Below are 19,956 nucleotides of genomic sequence, written 5' to 3' on the forward strand. Positions count from 1 at the left end.
ACCCTTTGTCACTTTGGGAGGAAACCAATGCATAAGAAATTATTGGGCGTGGCATTCGCCATGACCGCACTCGTCTCGATCTTCGGCGCAGCGCAGGCCCAGGATGCAAAAACAATCGGCGTCTCCATCCCGGCTGCCACGCATGGCTGGACATCCGGCGTGATCTATCACGCCGAGCGCATCGCCAAGCAGCTGATGGCGCGTCATCCGGGTCTCACCGTCGTCGTCAAGACCTCTGCGGATCCGTCCAGCCAGGCCAATGCCGTGCAGGATCTGGCGACCCAGGGCATCGACGCTCTGGTCATCCTGCCGACCGATCCAGATCCGCTTGTCAACGCCATCCGCCAGATCAAGGACAGCGGCAAGTTCGTCGCTCTCGTCGACCGCGCGCCTTCGGTCAATGACAACAGCGTCCGTGACCTCTATGTGGCCGGCAACAATCCGGCACTCGGCGAAGTGGCCGGCAAATACATCGCCGAAAACACGCCCGATGCCGAAGTCGTCGTGATCCGCGGCATGCCGATCCCGATCGATCAGCAGCGCCAGGACGGTTTCGACAAGGGCATTGCCGGCTCGAACGTCAAGGTTCTCGACCGCCAGTTCGGCAACTGGAACCGCGACGATGCCTTCAAGGTGATGCAGGACTATCTGACCAAGTATCCGAAGATCGACGTGGTCTGGTGCCAGGATGACGACATGGCCGTCGGCGTGCTCCAGGCGATCGAACAGGCTGGCCGCACCGACATCCAGTACATCATCGGCGGTGCCGGCTCCAAGGACATGATCAAGAAGGTTATGGACGGTGACAAGATGGTTCCGGTCAACGTTCTCTATCCGCCGTCGATGGTGGGGACTGCCATGGAGCTGACGGCTGCCGCGATCTATGACGCGGTTCCCGTCCACGGCACCTATACGCTCGACGCGACGCTGATCACGCCTGATAACGCGAAGAATTACTACTTCCCGGATTCGCCGTTCTGATCCCCCGTTCCTGCCGCGATTGCTCTGCCCGGGTTTTCCCGGGCAGATGCTTGAATGCCTGCATCATTCAGGTTGTCACGAAAATCCATCTCCTGTAACCGTTTACGGAAACGTTGCAGGAAGTCTCAGGGAGGAGAATTCATGAAGACGATCAAGGGGCCGGCGATCTTTCTCGGCCAGTTTGCCGGCGATGCCGCGCCGTTCAATACCTGGGATGGAATCACCAAATGGGCGGCCGACAAGGGCTATGTCGGTGTGCAGGTTCCAACCTGGGCCGGCCAGCTGATGGACCTGAAGAAGGCGGCCGAATCCAAGGATTACTGCGACGAGCTTGCCGGTGTCGCCCGGGCAAACGGTATCGAGATCACCGAGCTTTCCACGCATTTGCAGGGACAGCTGGTGGCCGTGCATCCGGCCTATGACGAGGCTTTCGATGGCTTTGCGGCACCCGAAGTGCGCGGTAATCCCAAGGCGCGGCAGGAATGGGCGGTGCAACAGGTCAAGTATGCGCTCAAGGCCTCCAAGCTTCTCGGCATCAAGGCGCATGCGACCTTCTCCGGCGCGCTGGCCTGGCCCTATATCTATCCCTGGCCGCAGCGTCCGGCGGGTCTGGTCGAGACGGCCTTTGACGAACTGGCGCGCCGCTGGCTGCCGATCCTCGACTATGCCGAGGAGCAGGGCGTCGATGTCTGCTACGAAATCCATCCGGGCGAAGACCTGCATGACGGGGTCACCTTCGAGATGTTCCTCGAGCGGGTGAAGAACCATTCCCGCGCCAACATGCTCTACGACCCGTCGCACTATGTGCTCCAGTGCCTCGACTATCTCGACAACATCGACATCTACAAGGACCGGATCAAGATGTTCCACGTCAAGGACGCGGAGTTCAATCCGACCGGTCGCCAAGGCGTCTATGGCGGCTATCAGGGCTGGGTGAACAGGGCCGGGCGCTTCCGCTCGCTCGGCGACGGCCAGGTCGATTTCGGCGCAATCTTTTCGAAGATGGCGGCGAATGATTTCGACGGCTGGGCCGTTGTCGAATGGGAATGCGCGCTGAAGCATCCGGAAGACGGCGCCCGTGAAGGGGCCGAGTTTGTTCGGGCGCATATCATCCGGGTGACCGAAAAGGCGTTCGACGACTTCGCATCCGGCGGAACCGACGATGCGGCCAACCGCCGGATGTTGGGGCTCTGAGACTAGACGGCCTTGAGGGCGGCGATGTCGCCGCTCTCGAGGTGGGGCAGGGCGCGCTCGATTTTGTCGAGCGGCCAGTCCCACCAGGCGAGCGTCAGGAGATCCTCGATTTGCGTATCCGTAAGGCGTTTGCGGATCAGGGTCGCGGGATTGCCGCCGACGATGGCGTAGGGCGGTACATCGCGGGTGACCACGGCGCGAGCGGCGATGATGGCGCCCGGGCCGATCGTGACACCCGGCATGATCGTGGCACCATGGCCGATCCAGACATCGTGGCCGATCACAGTGTCGCGGTAGGGCAGATCCTGGTAGCCGTCGATGGTCTGAGGGCTGAAGACGCGGAAGGGATAGGTCGTCACGCCCGACATGGCATGATTGGCCGAGCTGGTGATGATGATCGCCTCGCGGGCGATCTGCACGAAGCGGCCGATCACGAGACGCTCTTGGCTGAAGGGATAGAGATAGGGCGCAAGAATTGTCGCCGTTTCTTCCGCTTTGCCGGAATGGGTGAAGTAGCTGAAGTCGCCGATCTCCATTTTGGGATGGTCGATGACGGCGGCAAGCTGGACGGTCTCGCGATAGGGCGTGCCGTCGGCAAGCGTGATGGGATAGGGTTGTCTCGGGTCGAGAAAAGGCATGGTCGAGATCCTTCAGAAGAGCATGCGTCGCGCGTCGCGTTGACCGCTGACGCCGGTTTGAAATGCTTTGCCTCAGAAGAGGCGGATCTCAGATGTTCACTGTCAGGGCATCCTTCTTTACGGATGTCAGTCTAACGGATCTGGAGAGCGAACTCCAGACACCGCATTTCAAGGAGGAAGCATATGGCGATCGAAGCGAGCAAGTCGGGCAAGCGAACCCCGAAGATCCGGCTGGGCATGGTTGGCGGCGGGCAGGGCGCCTTTATCGGTGCGGTGCATCGCATGGCGGCCCGTCTCGACGACCAGTATGATCTCGTTGCCGGTGCGCTGTCCTCGACGCCGGAAAAGTCTGTCGCTTCGGGCCGCGAACTCGGGCTTGATCCGGAGCGCTGCTACGGCTCTTACGAAGAGATGGCGGAGAAGGAAGCGGCGCGTCCCGATGGGATCGAGGCGGTGTCGATCGTGACGCCCAACCATGTGCATTTCCCGGCGGCGAAGGCCTTTCTGGAGTGCGGCATCCATGTCATCTGCGACAAGCCGCTGACCTCGAACCTCGAGGATGCCAAGGCGTTGAAGGCAGTTGCCGACAAGGCGAAGGCGCTGTTCATCCTGACACACAATTACACCGGCTATCCCATGGTTCGGCATGCGCGCGAACTGGTGCGCTCCGGCGAGCTTGGCGATATCAGGCTGGTGCAGATGGAATATCCGCAGGATTGGCTGGCGGAACCGATCGAGCAGACCGGCCAGAAGCAGGCCGCCTGGCGCACCGATCCGAAACAGTCGGGTGCAGGTGGTTCGACCGGCGATATCGGCACGCATGCCTATAATCTCGGTTCGTTCATTTCGGGCCTCGAACTGGATGAGCTGGCAGCAGATGTGCACACCTTTGTCGAAGGTCGCCGTCTCGATGACAATGCCCATGTGATGCTGCGCTTCAAGGGCGGGGCAAAGGGTCTTTTGTGGTGCAGCCAGGTAGCGACCGGCAACGAGAACGGGCTGAAGGTTCGTATTTACGGAACCAAGGCCGGCATCGAATGGACGCAGGCCGATCCCAACTATCTGTGGTTCACGCGCCTCGGCGAGCCGAAGAAGCTGATCACGCGGGGCGGTGCAGGGGCGAATGCCGCAGCTGGCCGTGTGACGCGCATTCCGTCGGGGCATCCGGAGGGATATCTGGAAGCCTTCGCGACGATCTATACGGAAGCCGCTGCCGCCATCAATGCAGCGAAGTCGGGTGCTGCTGTCGATCCGGCGGTGGTCTATCCGACGGTGGATGACGGCGTGAAGGGTGTCGCCTTCGTCGAGGCCTGTATCGCGTCTTCGAAGCAGAATGGCGGTTGGGTGAAGGTTTGAGCCCAGCTCCCCTTTCAGGGGGGAGGTCGCCGCAGAGCGGCGGCTGGGAGTGATCGATAAACTTGCCCCTCACCCTGACCCTCTCCCCGCAAGCGGGGAGAGGGGATGTCAGGCGTTTGCGGGTCCGGCCTTCTCCCCGCTCGCGGGGAGAAGGTGCCCGAAGGGCGGATGAGGGGCATATTTGGCGAACAAAACCGATAATGCTTAGCCGGTCCTCACCCTGCCTCCGCTTCGCTCGGCTTCCCTCTCCCCAAGGGGAGAGGAGGTCACGCAGGCGCTCTGCCGATTCCGGAGATGCACCCCACCCCGGACCTTCGGTCCGACCCTCCCCCTCGAGGGAGGGTGGATTTCCTGCAACGTTGCAGTTTTTTGTTTCTGCCGTCTTCACCGCGTCGCGCGATTGCTCTAAATCGCTTTTGACTGACCAGTGGCGGCCGTTCCGCACTGACATGACGAAGGATGTGTTTGATGATCGATCCCAAGGCGCTCGCCTCGCGTTTCCCCGGTGATTTCCTCTTCGGTGTCGCCACCGCTTCCTTCCAGATCGAAGGGGCGTCGAAGGCGGATGGCCGCAAGCCGTCTATCTGGGATGCGTTTTCCAACATGCCGGGTCGGGTCTTCGGGCGGCACAATGGCGACATGGCCTGCGATCACTACAACAGGTGGGAAAGCGATCTTGACCTGATCAAGGACATGGGCGTCACCGGCTATCGCTTCTCGATTGCCTGGCCGCGGATCATTCCCGAGGGCACCGGACCGATCAACGAGAAGGGTCTCGATTTCTACGACAAACTGGTCGACGGGCTGAAGGCGCGCGGCATCAAGGCCTATGCGACGCTCTACCATTGGGATCTGCCGCTGGCCCTCATGGGCGATGGTGGCTGGACGGCGCGCTCCACGGCGCAGGCCTTCCAACGCTACACCCGCGTGGTGATGGAGCGGCTTGGCGACCGGCTGGATGCAGTCGCGACCTTCAACGAGCCCTGGTGCTCGGTCTGGCTCAGCCATCTCTACGGTGTGCATGCGCCGGGCGAGCGCAGCATGGATGCTGCCCTTCATGCGCTGCATTACACCAACCTTGCGCATGGTCTGTCGGTTCAGGCGATCCGCGAAGTGGCACCCAATGTCCCGGTCGGGCTGGTACTCAATGCGCATGAGACGCTGCCGGGTTCGGACAGCGCTGAAGACCGTGCTGCGGCCGAGCGCGCGCATCAGTTCCACAATGGTGTCTTCTTCGATCCGGTGTTCAAGGGCGAGTACCCCGCCGAGTTCCTTTCGGCGCTTGGCCATCGCATGCCGAAAATCGAGGAGGGGGATCTCGCCATCATCAGCCAGAAGCTCGACTGGTGGGGGCTCAACTATTACACGCCGATGCGCGTGGCCGATGATCCGACGCCAGGTGCCGAATTCCCGGCCACGGTGGGCGCGCCGCCGGTCTCCAAGGTCAAGACCGATATCGGCTGGGAGGTCTATGCGCCTGCCTTGAAGTCGCTCGTCGAGCGGCTCTACGCCCGCTACGATCTGCCCCCCTGCTACATCACCGAGAACGGTGCCTGCTACAACATGGAGGTCGAGGGTGGTGAGGTCGAAGACCAGCCGCGGCTGGATTACTATGCCGAGCATCTCGACAAGGTCGCCGACCTGATTGCCGAGGGCTATCCGATGCAGGGCTACTTCGCCTGGTCGCTGATGGACAATTTCGAATGGGCCGAGGGCTACAGGATGCGCTTCGGCCTGGTGCATGTCGATTACGACACGCAGGTCCGCACCATCAAGAAGAGCGGCAAGTGGTATCGCGATCTGGCTCTCGAATTCCCCAAGGGTAACTTCAAGGCCGATTGACCAGGCAGGGGGCTCCGGCCCCCATGCTCCAACTCAGCCGAGCTTGATCAGCTTGTTGCCGGCGTCAACCTCGTTGCGGCGGTCGAATTCCGCGCGGGCCGTCTGGATGCGGTCGTGATGGGTGAAGACCCAGCCTCCGAGTGCCCGGATCGGCTCACCGAAAGAGCGGCCGAGATCGGTCAGCGCATATTCCACTTTCGGCGGGACAGTCGGATGCACAGTGCGCTCGACGATGCCGTCTCTCTCCAGTGAACGCAGCGTCAATGTCAGCATGCGCTGCGAGATTCCGACGACCGATCGTTTGAGATCTGAGAAGCGCTGCGGACCGTCGCCCAGCATCATGATCACCAGAACCGTCCATTTATCGCCAAGCCTCGCCAGCATTTCGCTGACGGTCTGGCATTTCGTGGGGTCATAGTTGTCGCACATGGCGGGTCCAATCGTTCTATCGGTGTAACCTGGTATCAAAAATGTGCCTTCTTGCACAAATTTTCCGGTTCCATATCTAGGCCTGGTTACGAATTGATACCAGACCTTGTCGTCCGTGCCAACTCCCAAGGCGCCCCGGCGGGTCCAACCAGGAGCGAGACCATGTCCGCACTTATTGAAAAGCTGAACTGGCGTTATGCCACCAAGAAGATGGATCCGTCCAAGGTTGTTTCCGAAGACAAGGTCGAACGGATCGTTGAAGCCGCCCGTCTGGCCCCGACCTCCAGCGGCCTGCAGCCCTTCGAAGTCATCGTCGTCACCAACAAGGACGTGCGCGCCAAGATCCAGGAAATCGCCTGGAACCAGGCCCAGGTCACCGAAGGCTCGCACCTGCTCGTCTTCGCTGCCTGGGACAATTACACGCCCGAGCGCATCAACCACATGTTCGACCTCGTCAATGAGGAGCGTGGTTTCACCAATGAAGGCTGGGAAAACTACCGCCAGATGCTGCTCAACAGCTATCCGCAGCGCGACGCCCAGGTGAATTTCGAGCATGCCGCGCGTCAGGCCTATATCGGCTTCGGCATGTCGGTCGCACAGGCCGCCTTCGAGGGCGTCGATGCAACCCCGATGGAAGGTTTTGACCCGGTCAAGCTCGACGAAATCCTTGGCCTGAAGGAAAAGGGCCTGCGTTCGGTCACGATCCTGCCGCTCGGCTATCGTGCCGCCGAGGGCGATTGGCTCGCACCGCTGAAGAAGGTCCGCCGTCTGAAGGATCAGTTCGTGTCGGTTGTTGCCTGACACTCTCGCAATTCGCGTCGGCACCTCCAGGCCGACCGCCAGGGCTCCGGGTAACCGGGGCCCTTTCTGTTGGTGTATCAAGATACCCGATTGAGTTGTTATTGTGCATGCTCTTCAGTGTGTTAAGTCAAATTGAACACATTGTGACGCAAGGTGTAGCCTCAGCCTTGGGTAACTCGTATGCGGCTTCATCATTTGGACAGACGGCTTCGGCCACTCGCTACCCGACGGGTGGCGGTCGCAGCCTTGCTCGTCGTTTTTGCGACCATGGCGATGATGGTGGCCTCTATCGTGATGACGGCGCTCGATCGGGTCGCGGGTTATGCCAATCACCTGGACGAGGAACGCTCACGCCAGACGCTGGTCGGTGCCGTCCAGACATTCGAACACCAGCTGGGCGCGACGCTTCTCGACTATACCGCCTGGGATGATGCCGCTGCCAATGCCTATGTCCACAAGGACATGGCCTGGATGATCAGCAACTTTGGCGACATGACCTTCGATAGCGATTTGTTCGATGTGGCCATCGTGCTCGATGCCGAGGGACGCCCGATGATGGCCTATTCGGATGGCCAGCCTTTGGACGCCGGTGCCAAAGGTTATCTGACACCGGGACTGATGAAGCTGTTTGACAAGGTTCGCTATGGTCAGACTGGTCGTGTGCCGCAGGCGCTCGGCTTCATCCGAACACAGAAGGGCATCGGTGCCGCGGGTGTAGCGCTGATCCGGCCGAAATCCGGCGAGATCGACAGGCCTGTTGCGGACTATGTCTATCTCGCATTCATTCGCCATCTCACGCCTGCGACCGTCGAACGCCTCTCGGAGGCCTATGTGCTGCCCGGTCTTGTGCTGACGCCGCCATCCTCCGCAAATACTGCGGTCACAATCTCCGCTCCGTCCGGCGAGAGCATTGCTGCGCTGGCCTGGATACCTCGTGCACCTGGTGACCAGAGCCGCGAGCAGGTTGCACCCTTGATCAAGGCCGCGCTTGTGATCGTGACCATCTACGCATTGCTGCTGGTCGTCATAGGCAATTCCGAGATGCGAAGGGTCCGTGCCGACGAGGCAAACGCCGTCAAACTTGCGCAGACCGATCGGCTCAGCGGGCTCTTGAACCGGGCTGGCCTCACCCAGATGCTGGATGACCAGGTTCGCCGCGCTCGTGAACTCGATGAAGATGTTGTCCTGCTCTATCTCGATCTCGATGGGTTCAAGGAGGTCAACGATGCCTATGGTCATGCGACAGGCGACCGGCTGATCCGGGCCGTGGCGGCTGGTCTTGCTGTGCTCGTCGGAGACCGGGCCGGTCTTGCCCGGATCGGCGGTGACGAGTTTGGAATTGTGCTCTCCGGCAAGGATGCGCAGCAGCGCGCTCTGGCGCTGGCCAGTTCGATCATTGCTTTCTTCGATGAACCCGTCTTGCTCGGTGAGCGCACCGTTGTGGTCGGCTGCAGCATCGGCATCTGCGTTTCGGAAGGCGGCCTGGTGGAGGGCGGCGAACTGACGCGGCGCGCCGATATGGCCATGTATTCGTCAAAGGATGGCGGGCGCGGGCGCTGGACCGTTTATGATCCCCGCATGGACGAAGAGCGGGAAAGCCGCAACCAGATGGAGATCGATCTCCGTGAGGCGATTGCTCGCGGCGAGATCGACGTCGTCTACCAGCCGGTTGTCGATGCGAAGACCTTCACACTTGTCAGTGTCGAGGCCTTGGCACGCTGGACGCGCAGAGGGCACGGGCCTGTGTCGCCGGATGTTTTCATTCCGATCGCCGAGACGAGTGGCTTGATCGACCAGCTCGGCCTCTGCGTTCTCAAGCAGGCCTTGCGCCAGCTCCGAGACTGGCCGGAGCTGAAGCTTTCGGTCAATGTTTCGCCCGGTCAGTTCCGAGATCCAGCCTTTGTCGATCATGTTGCCGCGACCTTTGAAGAGGCAGGCGTCGAGCCCGGCCGGGTCGTCCTGGAAATGACCGAGACCTACTTTATCCAGAGCCCCGACCGGGCAAGGCTCGCATTGGAGCGGCTGCGCTCGCTCGGTCTCAGGATCGCGCTCGACGATTTCGGCGCCGGCTTCTCCAGCGTCGGTTATCTCAGGCAATTCGGTTTCGACCGGATGAAGATCGATAGGTCGCTCGTGCAGTCTTTGGAGCGCGGGCATCGGGCCGTCGAAATGCTGCAGGCGACGGTGGCGCTCGCGCGCTCGCTCGGCATACCTGTCACGGCTGAGGGGGTCGAGACGGAGCAGCAGGCCGTCATCCTGCGCCTTGCCGGCTGCGACCAGTTGCAGGGCTATCTTTTTGGCCGTCCGCAATCGCCTGAGGAGATCGCTGCCTTCATGCTGCGCCCGATGGAATTGCGTGCCAAGGCCGCCGAACTCGCCTTTGCCGCCGGGCGGGATCAGGGCTCGCTCGGCTGAACTTGTCGGCGTTCGGGGAACCTAGGGCCGGGGTTCAGGCTTCTCCTTTCAGAAAGGAGATTGACCATGTTTACCACCGATACCTGGCTCAGAGTTGTCTGCAGCATGATGATCAACGCCGTGATCTTCGGCACGGGCGCCATCCTCGTGCTGTCGGTCCCGGCGCTGGCGGTGCATGCCAAGGTCCTGCTGCCACTCGTTGTCATCGCAGCCTTTGCAGCCGCACCCTTCTTCGCCCTCGTTGTGGCGCCACGCATGCGGCTGAGGAACTGGGGTCGACGGAACTGGCAGCGCGGCGATGTGATCTCCGGCTGATCGGGGCCCGCGACGCAGTCGGCGGCTTTCAGCCGCCGATATGCCGCTCGCCGCGTTTCTTGGCGAGCGCGATCTGCAGTTGGCGCTGGCGGTAGCGGTCGCGGTCGGCCTCCGTGCGGCTGTCATAGCAATGGCTGCAGGAGACGCCTTCCTCATAATGAGGATGGGTCAGTTCCTCCGCCGTGATCGGGTTGCGGCAGGCGTGGCAGAGCTTGTGGTTGCCTTCCTTCAGGCCATGGGTCACCGAGACGCGCTCGTCGAAGACGAAGCAGGCGCCGTCCCAGAGGCTCTGTTCTTCCGGCACTTCCTCCAGATATTTCAGGATGCCTCCCTTGAGGTGGTAGACCTCCTCGAAGCCCTGTTGCTTCATGAAGGCTGTCGCCTTCTCGCAACGGATTCCGCCGGTGCAATACATCGCGATCTTCGGCTTGTTGTGCAGGCCGGGATTGTTCTTCACCCAGTCGGGAAACTCGCGAAACGTCTTGGTGTTCGGATCGATGGCACCGCGGAAGATGCCGATCGCCGTCTCGTAATCGTTGCGGGTGTCGATCACGATGGTCTCGGGGTCGGAAATCAGGTCGTTCCAGTCCTTCGGATCGACATAGGTGCCGACGATCTCGTTGGGGTCGATGTCCTCGACGCCCATGGTGACGATTTCCTTCTTCAGCCGCACCTTCATGCGCAGGAAGGGCATCTTCGATGCCCTGCTCTCCTTGTGCTCAAGGCTTGCGAATTCCGGCTGGCTGCGGATGTAGGCCAGAACCTTGGCGATCGCGGCGTCGGTGCCGGCGATCGTGCCGTTGATGCCTTCATGCGCAATCAGCAGCGTGCCCTTGACGCCTTCCGCCTTGCACAGGCTCTCCAGCGGCTCCTGAAAACTCTCGAAGCGCGGAAACTTGGCAAAGTGATAGAGGGCGGCGACGCAAAAGGCGCCGCTTGTCTCGGGGCGGGGGGCTGTCGTGTGTTCGGTCATGGCCAGCGAAATACCGCCTCAGCCCCTGTGGCGCAACGCATTTCCTACGTTCGATGCAAGTTTGAAATTCGTCAAGTCGCACGTTGATTGTGCGTTTGTGCCTTGCAGCACTGGACAGCGCAGCATCGTTTAGATAGATCGATGTAACTTTATAACATTAAAGGTGATCCTAATGTTCAGGAATATCTTCGCTGCCTCTTTCGCCCTTCTGCTCGCCGGTGCCGCGCCCGCCATAGCCTCCGACGGTGTGGTCGATATCGTCGCTCCTTTCGAAATCACCGGTCTCGACCCTGCAAAATCCGGAGACATTTTCCTCCGCATGCGGATCGTCGAGACACTGGTCGAAGCCGACAGGGACGGCAATCCGGTTCCGGCGCTGGCGAAGAACTGGTCGGTGAGCGAAGACGGTCTCATCTGGCACTTCGAGCTGCAGCCGGGCGTGAAGTTCCAGGACGGCACAGCGCTGACGGCAGAAGCGGTGGCGTCCGCACTTAACATCGCCAAGGACAAGGCTGGGCTGCTCAGCAAGGCGCCGATCACCGAGATCAAGGGGGAGGGCGCGGGCGCTGTCGTCGTCTCGCTGTCGAAGCCCTTTGTGCCGCTCTTGGCCTTCCTCGCCGAAAACCGTGCCCAGATCCTGGCGCCGGCTGCCTATGAGGGTGCCGAGGTCAAGGCGATCGTCGGTACGGGGCCGTACAAGCTTACCAAGCTTGAGGCGCCGCAGAGCCTCGCCGTTGAACGTTTCGCCGACTATTGGGGCCAGAAGCCGGAAATCGAAAAGGCGACCTATCTCTCGGTCAGCCGTGCGGAGACCCGCGCGCTGATGGCCGAGAGCGGTGACGCCGATTATGTGTTCAACCTTGATCCGGCGAGCCGCACGCGGCTGGCGAAGAGCGACAAGGTCGTGCTGCAGTCCGTATCGATCCCGCGCAGCGTGCTCCTGAAGGTCAATGCCGGCCATCCCTTCCTCGCCGATGTGAAGGCACGCGAGGCGCTGAGCCTGGCCATCGACCGCGAAGGGCTTGCGGTAGCCATCCTGCGCTACCCGGCCGCGGCCACGCAGCTTTTCCCGCCGAGCCTGAAGATCTGGCACGATGCCGATCTGGCACCGCTCGGCTACGACCCTGAGAAGGCCAAGGCGCTGCTGGCCGAACTTGGCTGGACGCCGGGCGGCGACGGCATCCTGCAGAAGGACGGCAAGCCGTTCGCGCTGACGCTGACGACCTATCCGGATCGCCCGGAACTGCCGCTGATCGCCGCTGTCCTGCAGGACCAGCTGAAGGAAATTGGCGTGGCGCTGACGATCAACTCGACCAATTCCTCCGAGATCCCGGCGAAGCATCAGGACGGCTCGCTGGAGCTTGCACTGATGGCGCGCAACTTCGCGCTGGTTCCCGATCCGATCGGCACCATGCTTTCCGACTACGGCCCAGGCGGCGGTGACTGGGGCGCGATGAACTGGACGAATGCCGGGTTCGAAAAGGCACTGGATGATCTGACCCGGGTTACGGACCCCGCTGAGGGCGAGGCGCTTCGCCATCAGGCCGTGGCTGCGATCCAGGCTGATCTGCCGGTCATTCCGATCGCCTGGTATCAGCAGACGGTCGCCTTCTCGCCGAAGCTGGAGGGGGCCACGATCGACCCGTTCGAGCGGACCTTTGGACTTGAGACCATGCGGTGGGCGAAATGACCAGGGCGATCCTGAACCGCCTGATCCAGGCGGCTCTGGTGGCCTTCATGGTGGGCATCATCTGCTTTGTGATGACAAGATCGCTTCCGGGCGATCTTGCCTACCGGATTGCTGCAGGCCGCTATGGTTATGATGTCGTCGACAGTGCGGCCGCTGCCAAGGTGGCCGCCGAGCTTGATCTCGCCAAACCGGCCATCCTGGCCCTCTTCGACTGGATGGCCGACCTCCTGCGTTTTGACCTCGGAACGTCGCTGGTCACGGGCAAGCCGGTCATCGAGGAAATCGGCATGCAGCTCGGCCATACGATCGAGCTGGCGCTGGCCGCCATCGTGCTCTCGCTGTTCATCGGTCCGCCGCTCGGCATTCTCGCGGGGCTCAGGCCCGGCGGCTTGCTCGACCGGTCGCTGATGCTGGTGTCCACGGCTTTGCGGGCTCTGCCGCAATTCGTCGTCGGTCTCATCCTGATCATCGTCTTCGGTATCACGCTCAATCTGCTTCCGGCGGCCGGTCATACTCATGGCACGCATCTCATCCTGCCGGCGCTGACTCTGGCGCTTGGGCTGGCTGCTGTCTCCAACAGGGTGGCGCGCGATGCGATGGTTGCCGTGTCGCGCTCGCCCTACTACGCCTTCGGTCGAACGAAGGGGTTGTCGGAATGGCAGGTCTTTTCGCGGCACGGATTGCGCAATGTCGCGGTTCCAATCGTCACCTATCTCGGCGTGCAGTTCGTCTATCTCGTCGAAGGCGTCGTGGTGGTCGAGACGCTGTTTGCCTGGCCGGGCATCGGCCATGCGCTGGTGCATGCGATCTTCGGCCGCGACGTACCGATGATCCAAGGGACGGCGCTTGTCATGGGGTTGATGTTCGTCGCGCTCAACGCGCTGGTCGATCTCTTCTGCCATGGCATTGATCCGCGGAGGCGCAGCGCATGACGACACTCGATTATGTGGCGCCGCGCCCGGCGCGCTGGCCACTGCGCCGGCTCGCCGGTGTGGCCATCCTTGGCGGCTTGCTGGCCTTTGCCTTCCTGCCGCTGGTGATCGGTGGCGTCGATCCGCTGAAGCAGACGCTGCGCCTGACCCTGCAGGGGCCGAGCGCTGCCGACTGGTTCGGCTATGACCATCTTGGTCGTTCGATGCAGGCGCGGCTTGCGGCAGCGCTGCGCCTGTCGCTCGGGCTGGCTTTGCTGTCGGTCTTCACCGCGATGATCCCTGGCGTGTTGCTTGGGGTTCTCGCTGCCTGGCGCGGCGGCTTTGTCGACCGGGCCGTTGGCTCGGTGTCGGAGGCGTTCCTGGCCCTTCCGGGACTGTTGCTTGTGCTGATGCTGACGGCGATCGTGCCTGACAATCCGGCCATGCTCTATATCGGCATTTCGCTGGTGCTGTGGGTCGAGTATTTCCGCCTGACGCGGGCCATGGCGCGGCCTTTGCTGATGTCGCCGGCGGTGGAAGCCTCGCGGCTGCTCGGTTTCGGTCCGGCCTATATCCTGCGCCGGCATCTCTGGCCGGAACTGGCGCCGATGATTTTGACGGTGGCCGCTTACGGTGCTGCGTCGGCGATCATGGCTATCGCAGCGCTCGGCTTCGTCAGCGTCGGCGTCCGCCCGCCGACGCCGGAGCTCGGATCGATGATGATCGAGCTCTTGCCCTATTACCAGGAAGCGCCGCATGCGCTGCTGCAGCCGATTGCCGTGATCTTCCTGATGGTGCTGGCGCTGCAGCTGATCGGCGGAAAGGATAAGCCATGACTACTCTACTTTCCGTCGAAGCGGCCTCGGTCTCTGCCGCGACCGGCGAGATCGTCGCTCCGGTCTCGTTCTCCCTCAAGGCCGGGCGGCCCTTCACCATTCTCGGCGAAACCGGCTCGGGCAAGAGCCTGCTCGCTCAGGCGATCATCGGTGTGTTGCCGGAGGGGCTGACGGCCACTGGTAGTGTGACCATCGACGGGCAGGTCCTATCGCTGGCCGAGCCGAAGCGGTTTCGGCCGCTCTGGGGCCGCAAGGTCGGCGTTCTGCCGCAGGAACCCTGGCTGGCGCTTGACCCCACCATGATGGCGCTCGAGCAGGTGGCCGAGGGGCATCGTTATCTCGGACGTCTCGGGGAAGACGAGGCCATCTCTGCCGCTCGGACCGATCTCGAAGCGCTGGGTGTGCTCGATGCCGAGGCGAAGCTTCCCGGGCAGCTCTCCGGAGGCATGGCGCAGCGCGTCGCCTTTGCCGCCGCGCGGGCCGGCGGTGCGCGGATCATCATCGCCGACGAACCGACCAAGGGGCTCGATGTCAGCAGGCGCGACGAGGTGATTGCACTTCTGATGCAGGAGGTCGAGGCCGGCGGTACGGTCCTCGTCATCACCCATGATCTGGCGCTGGCCCGGCAAATGGGTGGCGATCTCGCCGTCATGCTGGAGGGCAAGATCATCGAGACGGGGGAGGCGGACGAGCTTCTGTCTTCGCCCTCGCATGACTATACCCGTCGTCTGATTGCGGCGGAGCCGGAGAACTGGGCTGAACGAGAGGCCGTGGTCGTTGAGGATGGCGACCCGATCCTGATCGCTTCGGGTCTGAAGAAGGCACGCGGCGGGAAGCTGCTGTTTGCCGATCAGGATTTCGCGCTCCGACCCGGCGAGATCGTCGGCATTACCGGTCCCAGCGGCTCGGGCAAGAGCTCGCTCGGCGATGTGCTGCTCGGGCTCTTGAAGGCGGATGCAGGTGAGGTGACCCGTTTGCCGCAGGCGAAGCCCGTTCGCTATCAGAAGCTCTACCAGGATCCGCCCTCTGCCTTCCCGCAGAAGATCACGCTCGGGGAGGCAATCGCCGATCTGGTGCGCCTGCATCGGCTGGATGGAACGCGCGTCCAGCCTTTGATGGAGCGGCTGCGCCTCGCCCCCGTGCTTCTCACGCGCCTGCCGACGGAGGTCTCCGGCGGCGAGTTGCAGCGTTTCGCGTTGCTGCGGGTGCTGCTCCTTGATCCGCTCTTCCTCTTCGCCGACGAGCCAACTTCGCGCCTTGATCTGATCACCCAGCAGGAAACGATTGACTTGCTGACGGAGCTGGCGCGCGAGCGCAACTGCGCGGTGCTGCTTGTCAGCCATGATGCGGCGCTGATCGAGAAGACCTGCGACCGACAGGTGCGTATCGGCCAGGCTTAAGCTGTCGCCCGCAGCCAAAGCGTCTCGATGACGTCGGCCTCGCGTCTCGCGGGATCGGCGAAGACCTGGCCGGCAAGGGCCACAGCCTCGCGGCGGAGATCCTGCTGGCGGCGGATGATGATCGCCAGCAGGAAGGACTGTCCTTCGCCGTCGCCGAAGATCTGCGGCTCGTTGTCAAGCAGCGTGGTCAGGACGGTCAGGTCATGCTCATGGCCGAGCAAATCGACCAGGCGCTTGGCATCCTTTCGCTTGGCGGCAAAGGCGCTTGGCCAGAGGTCGCGGAGCAATGCAAGGTTCATCCAGTAGGCCTGGGCCGCCTTGCGCAAATCGTGATAGGCCTCGCCGTGACCTTGCCCCTCGCAGAACTCCAGCGCTTCGGTTGCGCGTTCCAGGCCGTTGCGCCAGCCGCGTGCGAGCAGGCGGGCGGCGTGTCCTGGTTTTGTCGAGAGTTCAAGGCCGTCAAGCGCTGCCTGCGCGTCGTGACAGCCGTCGATTGCGTGGCACACCTTGTCTTCTAGATCCGTTTCCGAAGAGGCGAGGTGGTCCCGCCTCAGCACCAACACTGCGCGGGCTGCATCCAGCGTCTCGGCCTCGTCATCGGTCAGGGTGTGTTCCGAGAGGTGATCGACGGTTTCGATCAGGGCTGTCGCATCGCGGACCAAAGCAAGGCTGTGGGCGATGTCGCGCAGGCGCGCATTTTCGTGCCGGCGGAAGGTTTTGTCGGCCTGGGCGATGAGGCGGTAGAGGTTGCGCACCCGCTTGAACTTCTTGCGGGCCTCATGGATCGCCTCGTGCAACCCCGCTGGTCTGGTCTCCAGGGCGGTTACGGCCTGCTGCAACTGCTCGCGGGCAATCCGCGTGACCTCAGCTCCCAGTCCGGCGTCCGGGCTGATCCTATAGGACATGCACCCGCTCCGGCCGGGTTCGCTCGGTCGCCAGGGCCTGGTTGGAGTAGCGCTTGTCGCCGGTTACTTCTCGGCCCAGCCAGCTTGGCAGCTTCGGATCGTCTGTTTCCGACTGCATCTCGACTTCGGCAATGACGAGGCCGCGGTGATGGCCGCCGAAGACGTCGATCTCCCAGGTGAAGCCGGCAAAATCCACCGTGTAGCGTGTCTTGTCGATCACGTGACCATTGGCGATGCCAATCATCTCACGGGCGTCGTCTATAGGGATGGGATATTCGAATTCGTCGCGGATGCGCAGGTTGCTGCCGAACTTGATCGTCAGCTGGGCGGTTTCATCATTGCGGGTGCGAATGCGCACCGATCGATCGCTTTCAGCGGAGATATAGGCCTGGAGGATCCGGGTCTCGGAGGTGACGCTGCTCTTCCAGGCATCGTCCCGCACGAGAAACTTGCGTTCGATTTCTTTCGCCATACGCACACGCTCCGAAAAATGACGCCCTTGAACCATAGCGGAGCCGGTCCTGTTAGGAAACTGGAAAGATTCCGTGCTACCTGTCGGTCTCGACATCCTGGCCCATGCGGGTTAGTGAAAGGCCGATCTAATCGTTTTAAAAAGAGGGTCCTGCCATGGGCGACAAAACCGAAAAGCTCCTCTCCACCCTGAAGCTTCAGCCGGTTGTGCCGGTTTTGATCATCGAGGATGCCAAGACGGCTGTGCCTTTGGCGCGCGCTCTTGTCGCAGGTGGCCTGAAGGCGATCGAGATCACTTTGCGCACCTCTGCGGCACTCGAAGCGGTTCGCCTCGTTGCCCAGGAAGTCGAAGGGGCCGTGGTCGGTGCCGGCACGATCCTGAACGCCGCGCATTACGCCGCAGCCGTTGATGCCGGTTCGCAGTTCATCGTCAGCCCGGGCACGACGCAGGAACTGCTTGATGTCGCGCGCGACTCCGACATTCCGCTGCTGCCGGGTGCCGCAACGGCATCGGAGGTCATGGCGCTGCGCGAAGAGGGCTACAAGGTCTTGAAGTTCTTCCCGGCCGAGCAGGCCGGCGGTGCCGCCTATCTCAAGGCGCTGTCCTCGCCGCTCGCCGGCACGTTGTTCTGCCCGACCGGCGGCATCTCGCTGAAGAACGCCATGGACTATCTGTCCCTGCCGAACGTCGTTTGCGTCGGCGGGTCCTGGGTCGCGCCGAAGGAGCTGGTGTCTGCCGGTGACTGGGCGGGTATCACCAAGCTTGCCAGCGAAGCCGCCGCGCTCAAGGGCTGAGTTTTCAGGCGGTTTGTGTTCCAGCCTCTTTGTAATGTCACAGTCGCTTCCTATCTAGGGAGCGACTGTTTCAACAAGGAGACCCCGATGTTCGACGCCAAGAAGCTGCTGGATCAATTCCTCGGATCGCAGATGCCGGGAGCGTCGGGCTCCATCGGCAAGAAGGGCAATGATCTGCTCGATCTTGCCAAGAACAATCCGTGGAAGAGCGGCGCGCTTGCGGCTGTGCTGCTCGGCACCAAGACCGGTCGCTCGATCGGTGGCAATGCGCTGAAGCTTGGCGGTCTCGCCGTGATCGCTGGCCTCGGCTACCAGGCCTATAAGAATTATCAGGCGGGTCAGAAGCCTGAACCGACGCAATCTCTGCCGGAGCTCCTGCCGCCACCGAAGGATTCGCCCTTCAGCACCGAGCCCCAGGCAGTATCCGACGACTTCGCTCTGTCCCTGGTGCGGGCGATGATTGCCGCGGCCAAGGCCGATGGCCATATCGACGTCGCCGAACGGTCGCGCATCATGGACAAGATCCACCTTTCGGGTCTCGGCGCCGAGGCTGAAGCCTTTATCGAAGCCGAGCTTGCCAAGCCGATCGATCTCGATGCGCTGGTGGCCTCGGCCAAGACCGAAGAGCAGAAGGTTGAGATCTACACCGCTTCGCGCCTGACCATCGAGCCGGATACGCGCACCGAGCGCGGCTATCTCGACATGCTGGCCGGTCGCCTTGGGCTTCCCGATGCGCTGGTCGATCACATTGAGGCCACTGTCGCCTCCGCCAAGGTCAGTCTGTGACGCCAGGCTGCGGCATCGGGTCCGGTGCCGTGTCCATGCCGATGGTTGCCTTTGCCTGATCTCTGGCCTAAGCCTCGGACGATCGATCGGCCCGAGGCTTCATCATGCGTGACCTGTCCAGTTTCAAGGGATGTCCGGCTCCCCAGCCCGTCAGGCTGGAGGGCCGTTTCGTTGTGATCGAGCCCTATGATCGCTCTGCGCATCTGAAGGCCCTGTGGGATGGCCTTGGCGGCATGGAGGGGATCAATCCGCTGCTTGCCTATTTCACGCAGCCTGATTTCCGGGGCATCGAGGATTTCGACGCCTGGCTGACGGGCGTACAGAAGGGCGGCTGGGTCACGGAAGTCATGCGTGACAGGGCGACGGGTAAGGTCGTTGGTGTGGCGAATTACATGCGGCCTGATCCGGCCAATGGCGTGGTCGAGGTGGGTGGCGTTGCGCACGGCCCTGATATGAGCCGTTCGCCGCTTGCGACCGAGGCGCATTATCTGCTGGCCCGGCACGTCTTCGACGATCTCGGCTATCGCCGCTACGAATGGAAGTGCCACAACGAGAACGAGCCGAGCAAAGTCACGGCGAAGCGCTACGGATTCAGCTTCGAGGGTGTGTTCCGCCAGCACATGCTGTCCAAGGGCAAGAACCGCGACACCGCCTGGTTCTCGATGATCGACAGCGAGTGGCCGCTGATCCGGGCCGCATTCGAGGCCTGGCTTTCGCCTGAGAATTTCGACGCAACCGGTCGCCAGCGGCGCCGGCTGGAGGATCTGCGGGCCGAGCTCGCGGCCAGAGAGACATGATTGGAAAGCAAACCGTGAAGCCGAACATCTTCAGCATCATTCTCTATGTCGGCACGGCTCTGGCCGTCGCCGCTCTCGCCTATGCGAGCTTCAAGAGCGTCACCGTTGCCTGGTCTGTCGGGCTGTGCGTGGCGATCGGCGTGGTCGTCTATGCCTTCAGCCTCTTGCCGGAACCCAAGAAGGTGGCACGCAAGGAAGGGGCTGCGGCATCCGCCCGGTCCCCGGCAGCGCAGGCCGCAGCCGTGGTCGCGGTGATCTTCGGGCTGATGCTGGTCGTTCCGACCGTCGTGCTCTGGATTGGCCGCTGGTCGCCGGAACTCGGCGCATTGGTCGGCGCCCTGGCGCTGATGGCGATGTTCCTGATCCTCTGGCTTCGCTCGCGCTATCAGCGCAGCCATGGAAGCGACGAGAGCTGAGGCTT

At 62.3% G+C, this 19,956-nt stretch carries 20 protein-coding genes; 15 read left to right on the forward strand and 5 right to left on the reverse strand.

Annotated elements, in window-relative coordinates; translation table 11 throughout:
• The first annotated feature begins 27 nt into the window (after positions 1-27).
• Together AC1PUL_RS01870 and AC1PUL_RS01875 are read left to right on the forward strand one after the other, a co-directional pair.
• Complete coding sequence (locus AC1PUL_RS01870) at positions 28-981, forward strand: substrate-binding domain-containing protein (RefSeq protein WP_480466355.1); 954 nt, start codon at positions 28-30, stop codon at positions 979-981.
• A 141-nt stretch (positions 982-1,122) separates the two neighbouring features.
• On the forward strand, positions 1,123-2,175 hold the full coding sequence (locus tag AC1PUL_RS01875) for a sugar phosphate isomerase/epimerase family protein (RefSeq protein ID WP_480466356.1): 1,053 nt from the start codon (positions 1,123-1,125) through the stop codon (positions 2,173-2,175).
• Positions 2,176-2,177: 2 nt separating this feature from the next.
• Here AC1PUL_RS01875 and AC1PUL_RS01880 read toward each other — a convergent pair whose 3' ends face one another.
• Positions 2,178-2,813, reverse strand: coding sequence for a CatB-related O-acetyltransferase (locus AC1PUL_RS01880; RefSeq protein ID WP_480466357.1), 636 nt, complete (start codon positions 2,811-2,813; stop codon positions 2,178-2,180).
• Positions 2,814-2,996: 183 nt separating this feature from the next.
• Here AC1PUL_RS01880 and AC1PUL_RS01885 point away from each other — a divergent pair, with 183 nt between their 5' ends.
• Together AC1PUL_RS01885 and AC1PUL_RS01890 are read left to right on the forward strand one after the other, a co-directional pair.
• Positions 2,997-4,169, forward strand: coding sequence for a Gfo/Idh/MocA family protein (locus AC1PUL_RS01885; RefSeq protein WP_480466358.1), 1,173 nt, complete (start codon positions 2,997-2,999; stop codon positions 4,167-4,169).
• Positions 4,170-4,637: 468 nt separating this feature from the next.
• Positions 4,638-6,011, forward strand: a complete 1,374-nt coding sequence (locus AC1PUL_RS01890) for a GH1 family beta-glucosidase (protein ID WP_480466359.1) — start codon at positions 4,638-4,640, stop codon at positions 6,009-6,011.
• 33 nt (positions 6,012-6,044) lie between these two features.
• Here AC1PUL_RS01890 and AC1PUL_RS01895 read toward each other — a convergent pair whose 3' ends face one another.
• Positions 6,045-6,440, reverse strand: a complete 396-nt coding sequence (locus AC1PUL_RS01895; RefSeq protein WP_166601513.1) for a winged helix-turn-helix transcriptional regulator — start codon at positions 6,438-6,440, stop codon at positions 6,045-6,047.
• 162 nt (positions 6,441-6,602) lie between these two features.
• On the opposite strand from AC1PUL_RS01895, the gene AC1PUL_RS01900 reads away from it, so the two are divergent.
• The 3 genes from AC1PUL_RS01900 (at position 6,603) to AC1PUL_RS01910 (ending at position 9,971) form a co-directional block, all read left to right on the forward strand.
• Positions 6,603-7,241 (forward strand): NAD(P)H-dependent oxidoreductase, encoded by a 639-nt coding sequence (locus tag AC1PUL_RS01900; RefSeq protein WP_480466360.1) that lies wholly within the window; start codon positions 6,603-6,605, stop codon positions 7,239-7,241.
• A gap of 180 nt (positions 7,242-7,421) precedes the next feature.
• A complete protein-coding gene (locus AC1PUL_RS01905) occupies positions 7,422-9,656 on the forward strand; it encodes a putative bifunctional diguanylate cyclase/phosphodiesterase (RefSeq protein ID WP_480466361.1) in 2,235 nt (744 codons plus the stop codon).
• A 66-nt stretch (positions 9,657-9,722) separates the two neighbouring features.
• Positions 9,723-9,971, forward strand: coding sequence for a hypothetical protein (locus AC1PUL_RS01910; protein WP_480466362.1), 249 nt, complete (start codon positions 9,723-9,725; stop codon positions 9,969-9,971).
• A 28-nt stretch (positions 9,972-9,999) separates the two neighbouring features.
• Here AC1PUL_RS01910 and trhO read toward each other — a convergent pair whose 3' ends face one another.
• Positions 10,000-10,944, reverse strand: coding sequence for an oxygen-dependent tRNA uridine(34) hydroxylase TrhO (gene trhO / locus AC1PUL_RS01915; RefSeq protein ID WP_480466363.1), 945 nt, complete (start codon positions 10,942-10,944; stop codon positions 10,000-10,002).
• A gap of 172 nt (positions 10,945-11,116) precedes the next feature.
• Here trhO and AC1PUL_RS01920 point away from each other — a divergent pair, with 172 nt between their 5' ends.
• Genes AC1PUL_RS01920 through AC1PUL_RS01935 form a run of 4 tightly spaced genes read left to right on the forward strand, consistent with a single transcriptional unit; the run spans position 11,117 to position 15,781 of the window.
• Entirely contained in the window at positions 11,117-12,634 is a 1,518-nt protein-coding gene (locus tag AC1PUL_RS01920) for an ABC transporter substrate-binding protein (RefSeq protein ID WP_480466364.1), read from the forward strand.
• Positions 12,631-13,566, forward strand: coding sequence for an ABC transporter permease (locus AC1PUL_RS01925; RefSeq protein WP_480466365.1), 936 nt, complete (start codon positions 12,631-12,633; stop codon positions 13,564-13,566). Before AC1PUL_RS01920 ends, AC1PUL_RS01925 begins: the two co-directional genes overlap by 4 nt.
• Positions 13,563-14,381: an ABC transporter permease gene (locus AC1PUL_RS01930; RefSeq protein WP_480466366.1), complete on the forward strand. Its 819-nt coding sequence runs from the start codon at positions 13,563-13,565 to the stop codon at positions 14,379-14,381. The genes AC1PUL_RS01925 and AC1PUL_RS01930 overlap by 4 nt, the downstream gene beginning before the upstream one ends.
• On the forward strand, positions 14,378-15,781 hold the full coding sequence (locus AC1PUL_RS01935; RefSeq protein ID WP_480466367.1) for an ABC transporter ATP-binding protein: 1,404 nt from the start codon (positions 14,378-14,380) through the stop codon (positions 15,779-15,781). The genes AC1PUL_RS01930 and AC1PUL_RS01935 overlap by 4 nt, the downstream gene beginning before the upstream one ends.
• On the opposite strand, the gene AC1PUL_RS01940 is transcribed toward AC1PUL_RS01935, so the two are convergent.
• Both AC1PUL_RS01940 and AC1PUL_RS01945 read right to left on the reverse strand, forming a co-directional pair.
• The gene (locus AC1PUL_RS01940) at positions 15,778-16,686 is read right to left on the reverse strand and encodes a CHAD domain-containing protein (RefSeq protein WP_480466368.1); all 909 of its coding nucleotides are present in this window, start codon (positions 16,684-16,686) and stop codon (positions 15,778-15,780) included. The genes AC1PUL_RS01935 and AC1PUL_RS01940 overlap by 4 nt on opposite strands.
• Positions 16,676-17,158, reverse strand: coding sequence for a CYTH domain-containing protein (locus AC1PUL_RS01945; protein ID WP_480466369.1), 483 nt, complete (start codon positions 17,156-17,158; stop codon positions 16,676-16,678). The genes AC1PUL_RS01940 and AC1PUL_RS01945 overlap by 11 nt, the downstream gene beginning before the upstream one ends.
• A 155-nt stretch (positions 17,159-17,313) precedes the next feature.
• On the opposite strand from AC1PUL_RS01945, the gene AC1PUL_RS01950 reads away from it, so the two are divergent.
• From AC1PUL_RS01950 to AC1PUL_RS01965, 4 genes are all read left to right on the forward strand, one after another.
• Complete coding sequence (locus tag AC1PUL_RS01950) at positions 17,314-17,952, forward strand: 2-dehydro-3-deoxy-phosphogluconate aldolase (RefSeq protein WP_480466370.1); 639 nt, start codon at positions 17,314-17,316, stop codon at positions 17,950-17,952.
• Positions 17,953-18,039: 87 nt separating this feature from the next.
• Positions 18,040-18,738 carry a tellurite resistance TerB family protein gene (locus tag AC1PUL_RS01955; RefSeq protein ID WP_480466371.1) on the forward strand — a complete coding sequence of 233 codons (699 nt, stop codon included), beginning with the start codon at positions 18,040-18,042 and terminating at the stop codon, positions 18,736-18,738.
• Positions 18,739-18,842: 104 nt separating this feature from the next.
• The gene (locus AC1PUL_RS01960; RefSeq protein ID WP_480466372.1) at positions 18,843-19,535 is read left to right on the forward strand and encodes a GNAT family N-acetyltransferase; all 693 of its coding nucleotides are present in this window, start codon (positions 18,843-18,845) and stop codon (positions 19,533-19,535) included.
• 14 nt (positions 19,536-19,549) lie between these two features.
• On the forward strand, positions 19,550-19,951 hold the full coding sequence (locus AC1PUL_RS01965; protein ID WP_480466373.1) for a hypothetical protein: 402 nt from the start codon (positions 19,550-19,552) through the stop codon (positions 19,949-19,951).
• Positions 19,952-19,956: the final 5 nt, after the last annotated feature.

The sequence above is a fragment of the Rhizobium sp. P43 genome (assembly GCF_056730705.1).

Coding starts and splice junctions, on each gene's coding strand:
- AC1PUL_RS01870 (WP_480466355.1), top strand. CDS start 28: ATGCATAAGAAATTATTGGGCGTGGCATTCGCCATGACCGCACTCGTC.
- AC1PUL_RS01875 (WP_480466356.1), top strand. CDS start 1,123: ATGAAGACGATCAAGGGGCCGGCGATCTTTCTCGGCCAGTTTGCCGGC.
- AC1PUL_RS01880 (WP_480466357.1), bottom strand. CDS start 2,813: ATGCCTTTTCTCGACCCGAGACAACCCTATCCCATCACGCTTGCCGAC.
- AC1PUL_RS01885 (WP_480466358.1), top strand. CDS start 2,997: ATGGCGATCGAAGCGAGCAAGTCGGGCAAGCGAACCCCGAAGATCCGG.
- AC1PUL_RS01890 (WP_480466359.1), top strand. CDS start 4,638: ATGATCGATCCCAAGGCGCTCGCCTCGCGTTTCCCCGGTGATTTCCTC.
- AC1PUL_RS01895 (WP_166601513.1), bottom strand. CDS start 6,440: ATGTGCGACAACTATGACCCCACGAAATGCCAGACCGTCAGCGAAATG.
- AC1PUL_RS01900 (WP_480466360.1), top strand. CDS start 6,603: ATGTCCGCACTTATTGAAAAGCTGAACTGGCGTTATGCCACCAAGAAG.
- AC1PUL_RS01905 (WP_480466361.1), top strand. CDS start 7,422: ATGCGGCTTCATCATTTGGACAGACGGCTTCGGCCACTCGCTACCCGA.
- AC1PUL_RS01910 (WP_480466362.1), top strand. CDS start 9,723: ATGTTTACCACCGATACCTGGCTCAGAGTTGTCTGCAGCATGATGATC.
- trhO (WP_480466363.1), bottom strand. CDS start 10,944: ATGACCGAACACACGACAGCCCCCCGCCCCGAGACAAGCGGCGCCTTT.
- AC1PUL_RS01920 (WP_480466364.1), top strand. CDS start 11,117: ATGTTCAGGAATATCTTCGCTGCCTCTTTCGCCCTTCTGCTCGCCGGT.
- AC1PUL_RS01925 (WP_480466365.1), top strand. CDS start 12,631: ATGACCAGGGCGATCCTGAACCGCCTGATCCAGGCGGCTCTGGTGGCC.
- AC1PUL_RS01930 (WP_480466366.1), top strand. CDS start 13,563: ATGACGACACTCGATTATGTGGCGCCGCGCCCGGCGCGCTGGCCACTG.
- AC1PUL_RS01935 (WP_480466367.1), top strand. CDS start 14,378: ATGACTACTCTACTTTCCGTCGAAGCGGCCTCGGTCTCTGCCGCGACC.
- AC1PUL_RS01940 (WP_480466368.1), bottom strand. CDS start 16,686: ATGTCCTATAGGATCAGCCCGGACGCCGGACTGGGAGCTGAGGTCACG.
- AC1PUL_RS01945 (WP_480466369.1), bottom strand. CDS start 17,158: ATGGCGAAAGAAATCGAACGCAAGTTTCTCGTGCGGGACGATGCCTGG.
- AC1PUL_RS01950 (WP_480466370.1), top strand. CDS start 17,314: ATGGGCGACAAAACCGAAAAGCTCCTCTCCACCCTGAAGCTTCAGCCG.
- AC1PUL_RS01955 (WP_480466371.1), top strand. CDS start 18,040: ATGTTCGACGCCAAGAAGCTGCTGGATCAATTCCTCGGATCGCAGATG.
- AC1PUL_RS01960 (WP_480466372.1), top strand. CDS start 18,843: ATGCGTGACCTGTCCAGTTTCAAGGGATGTCCGGCTCCCCAGCCCGTC.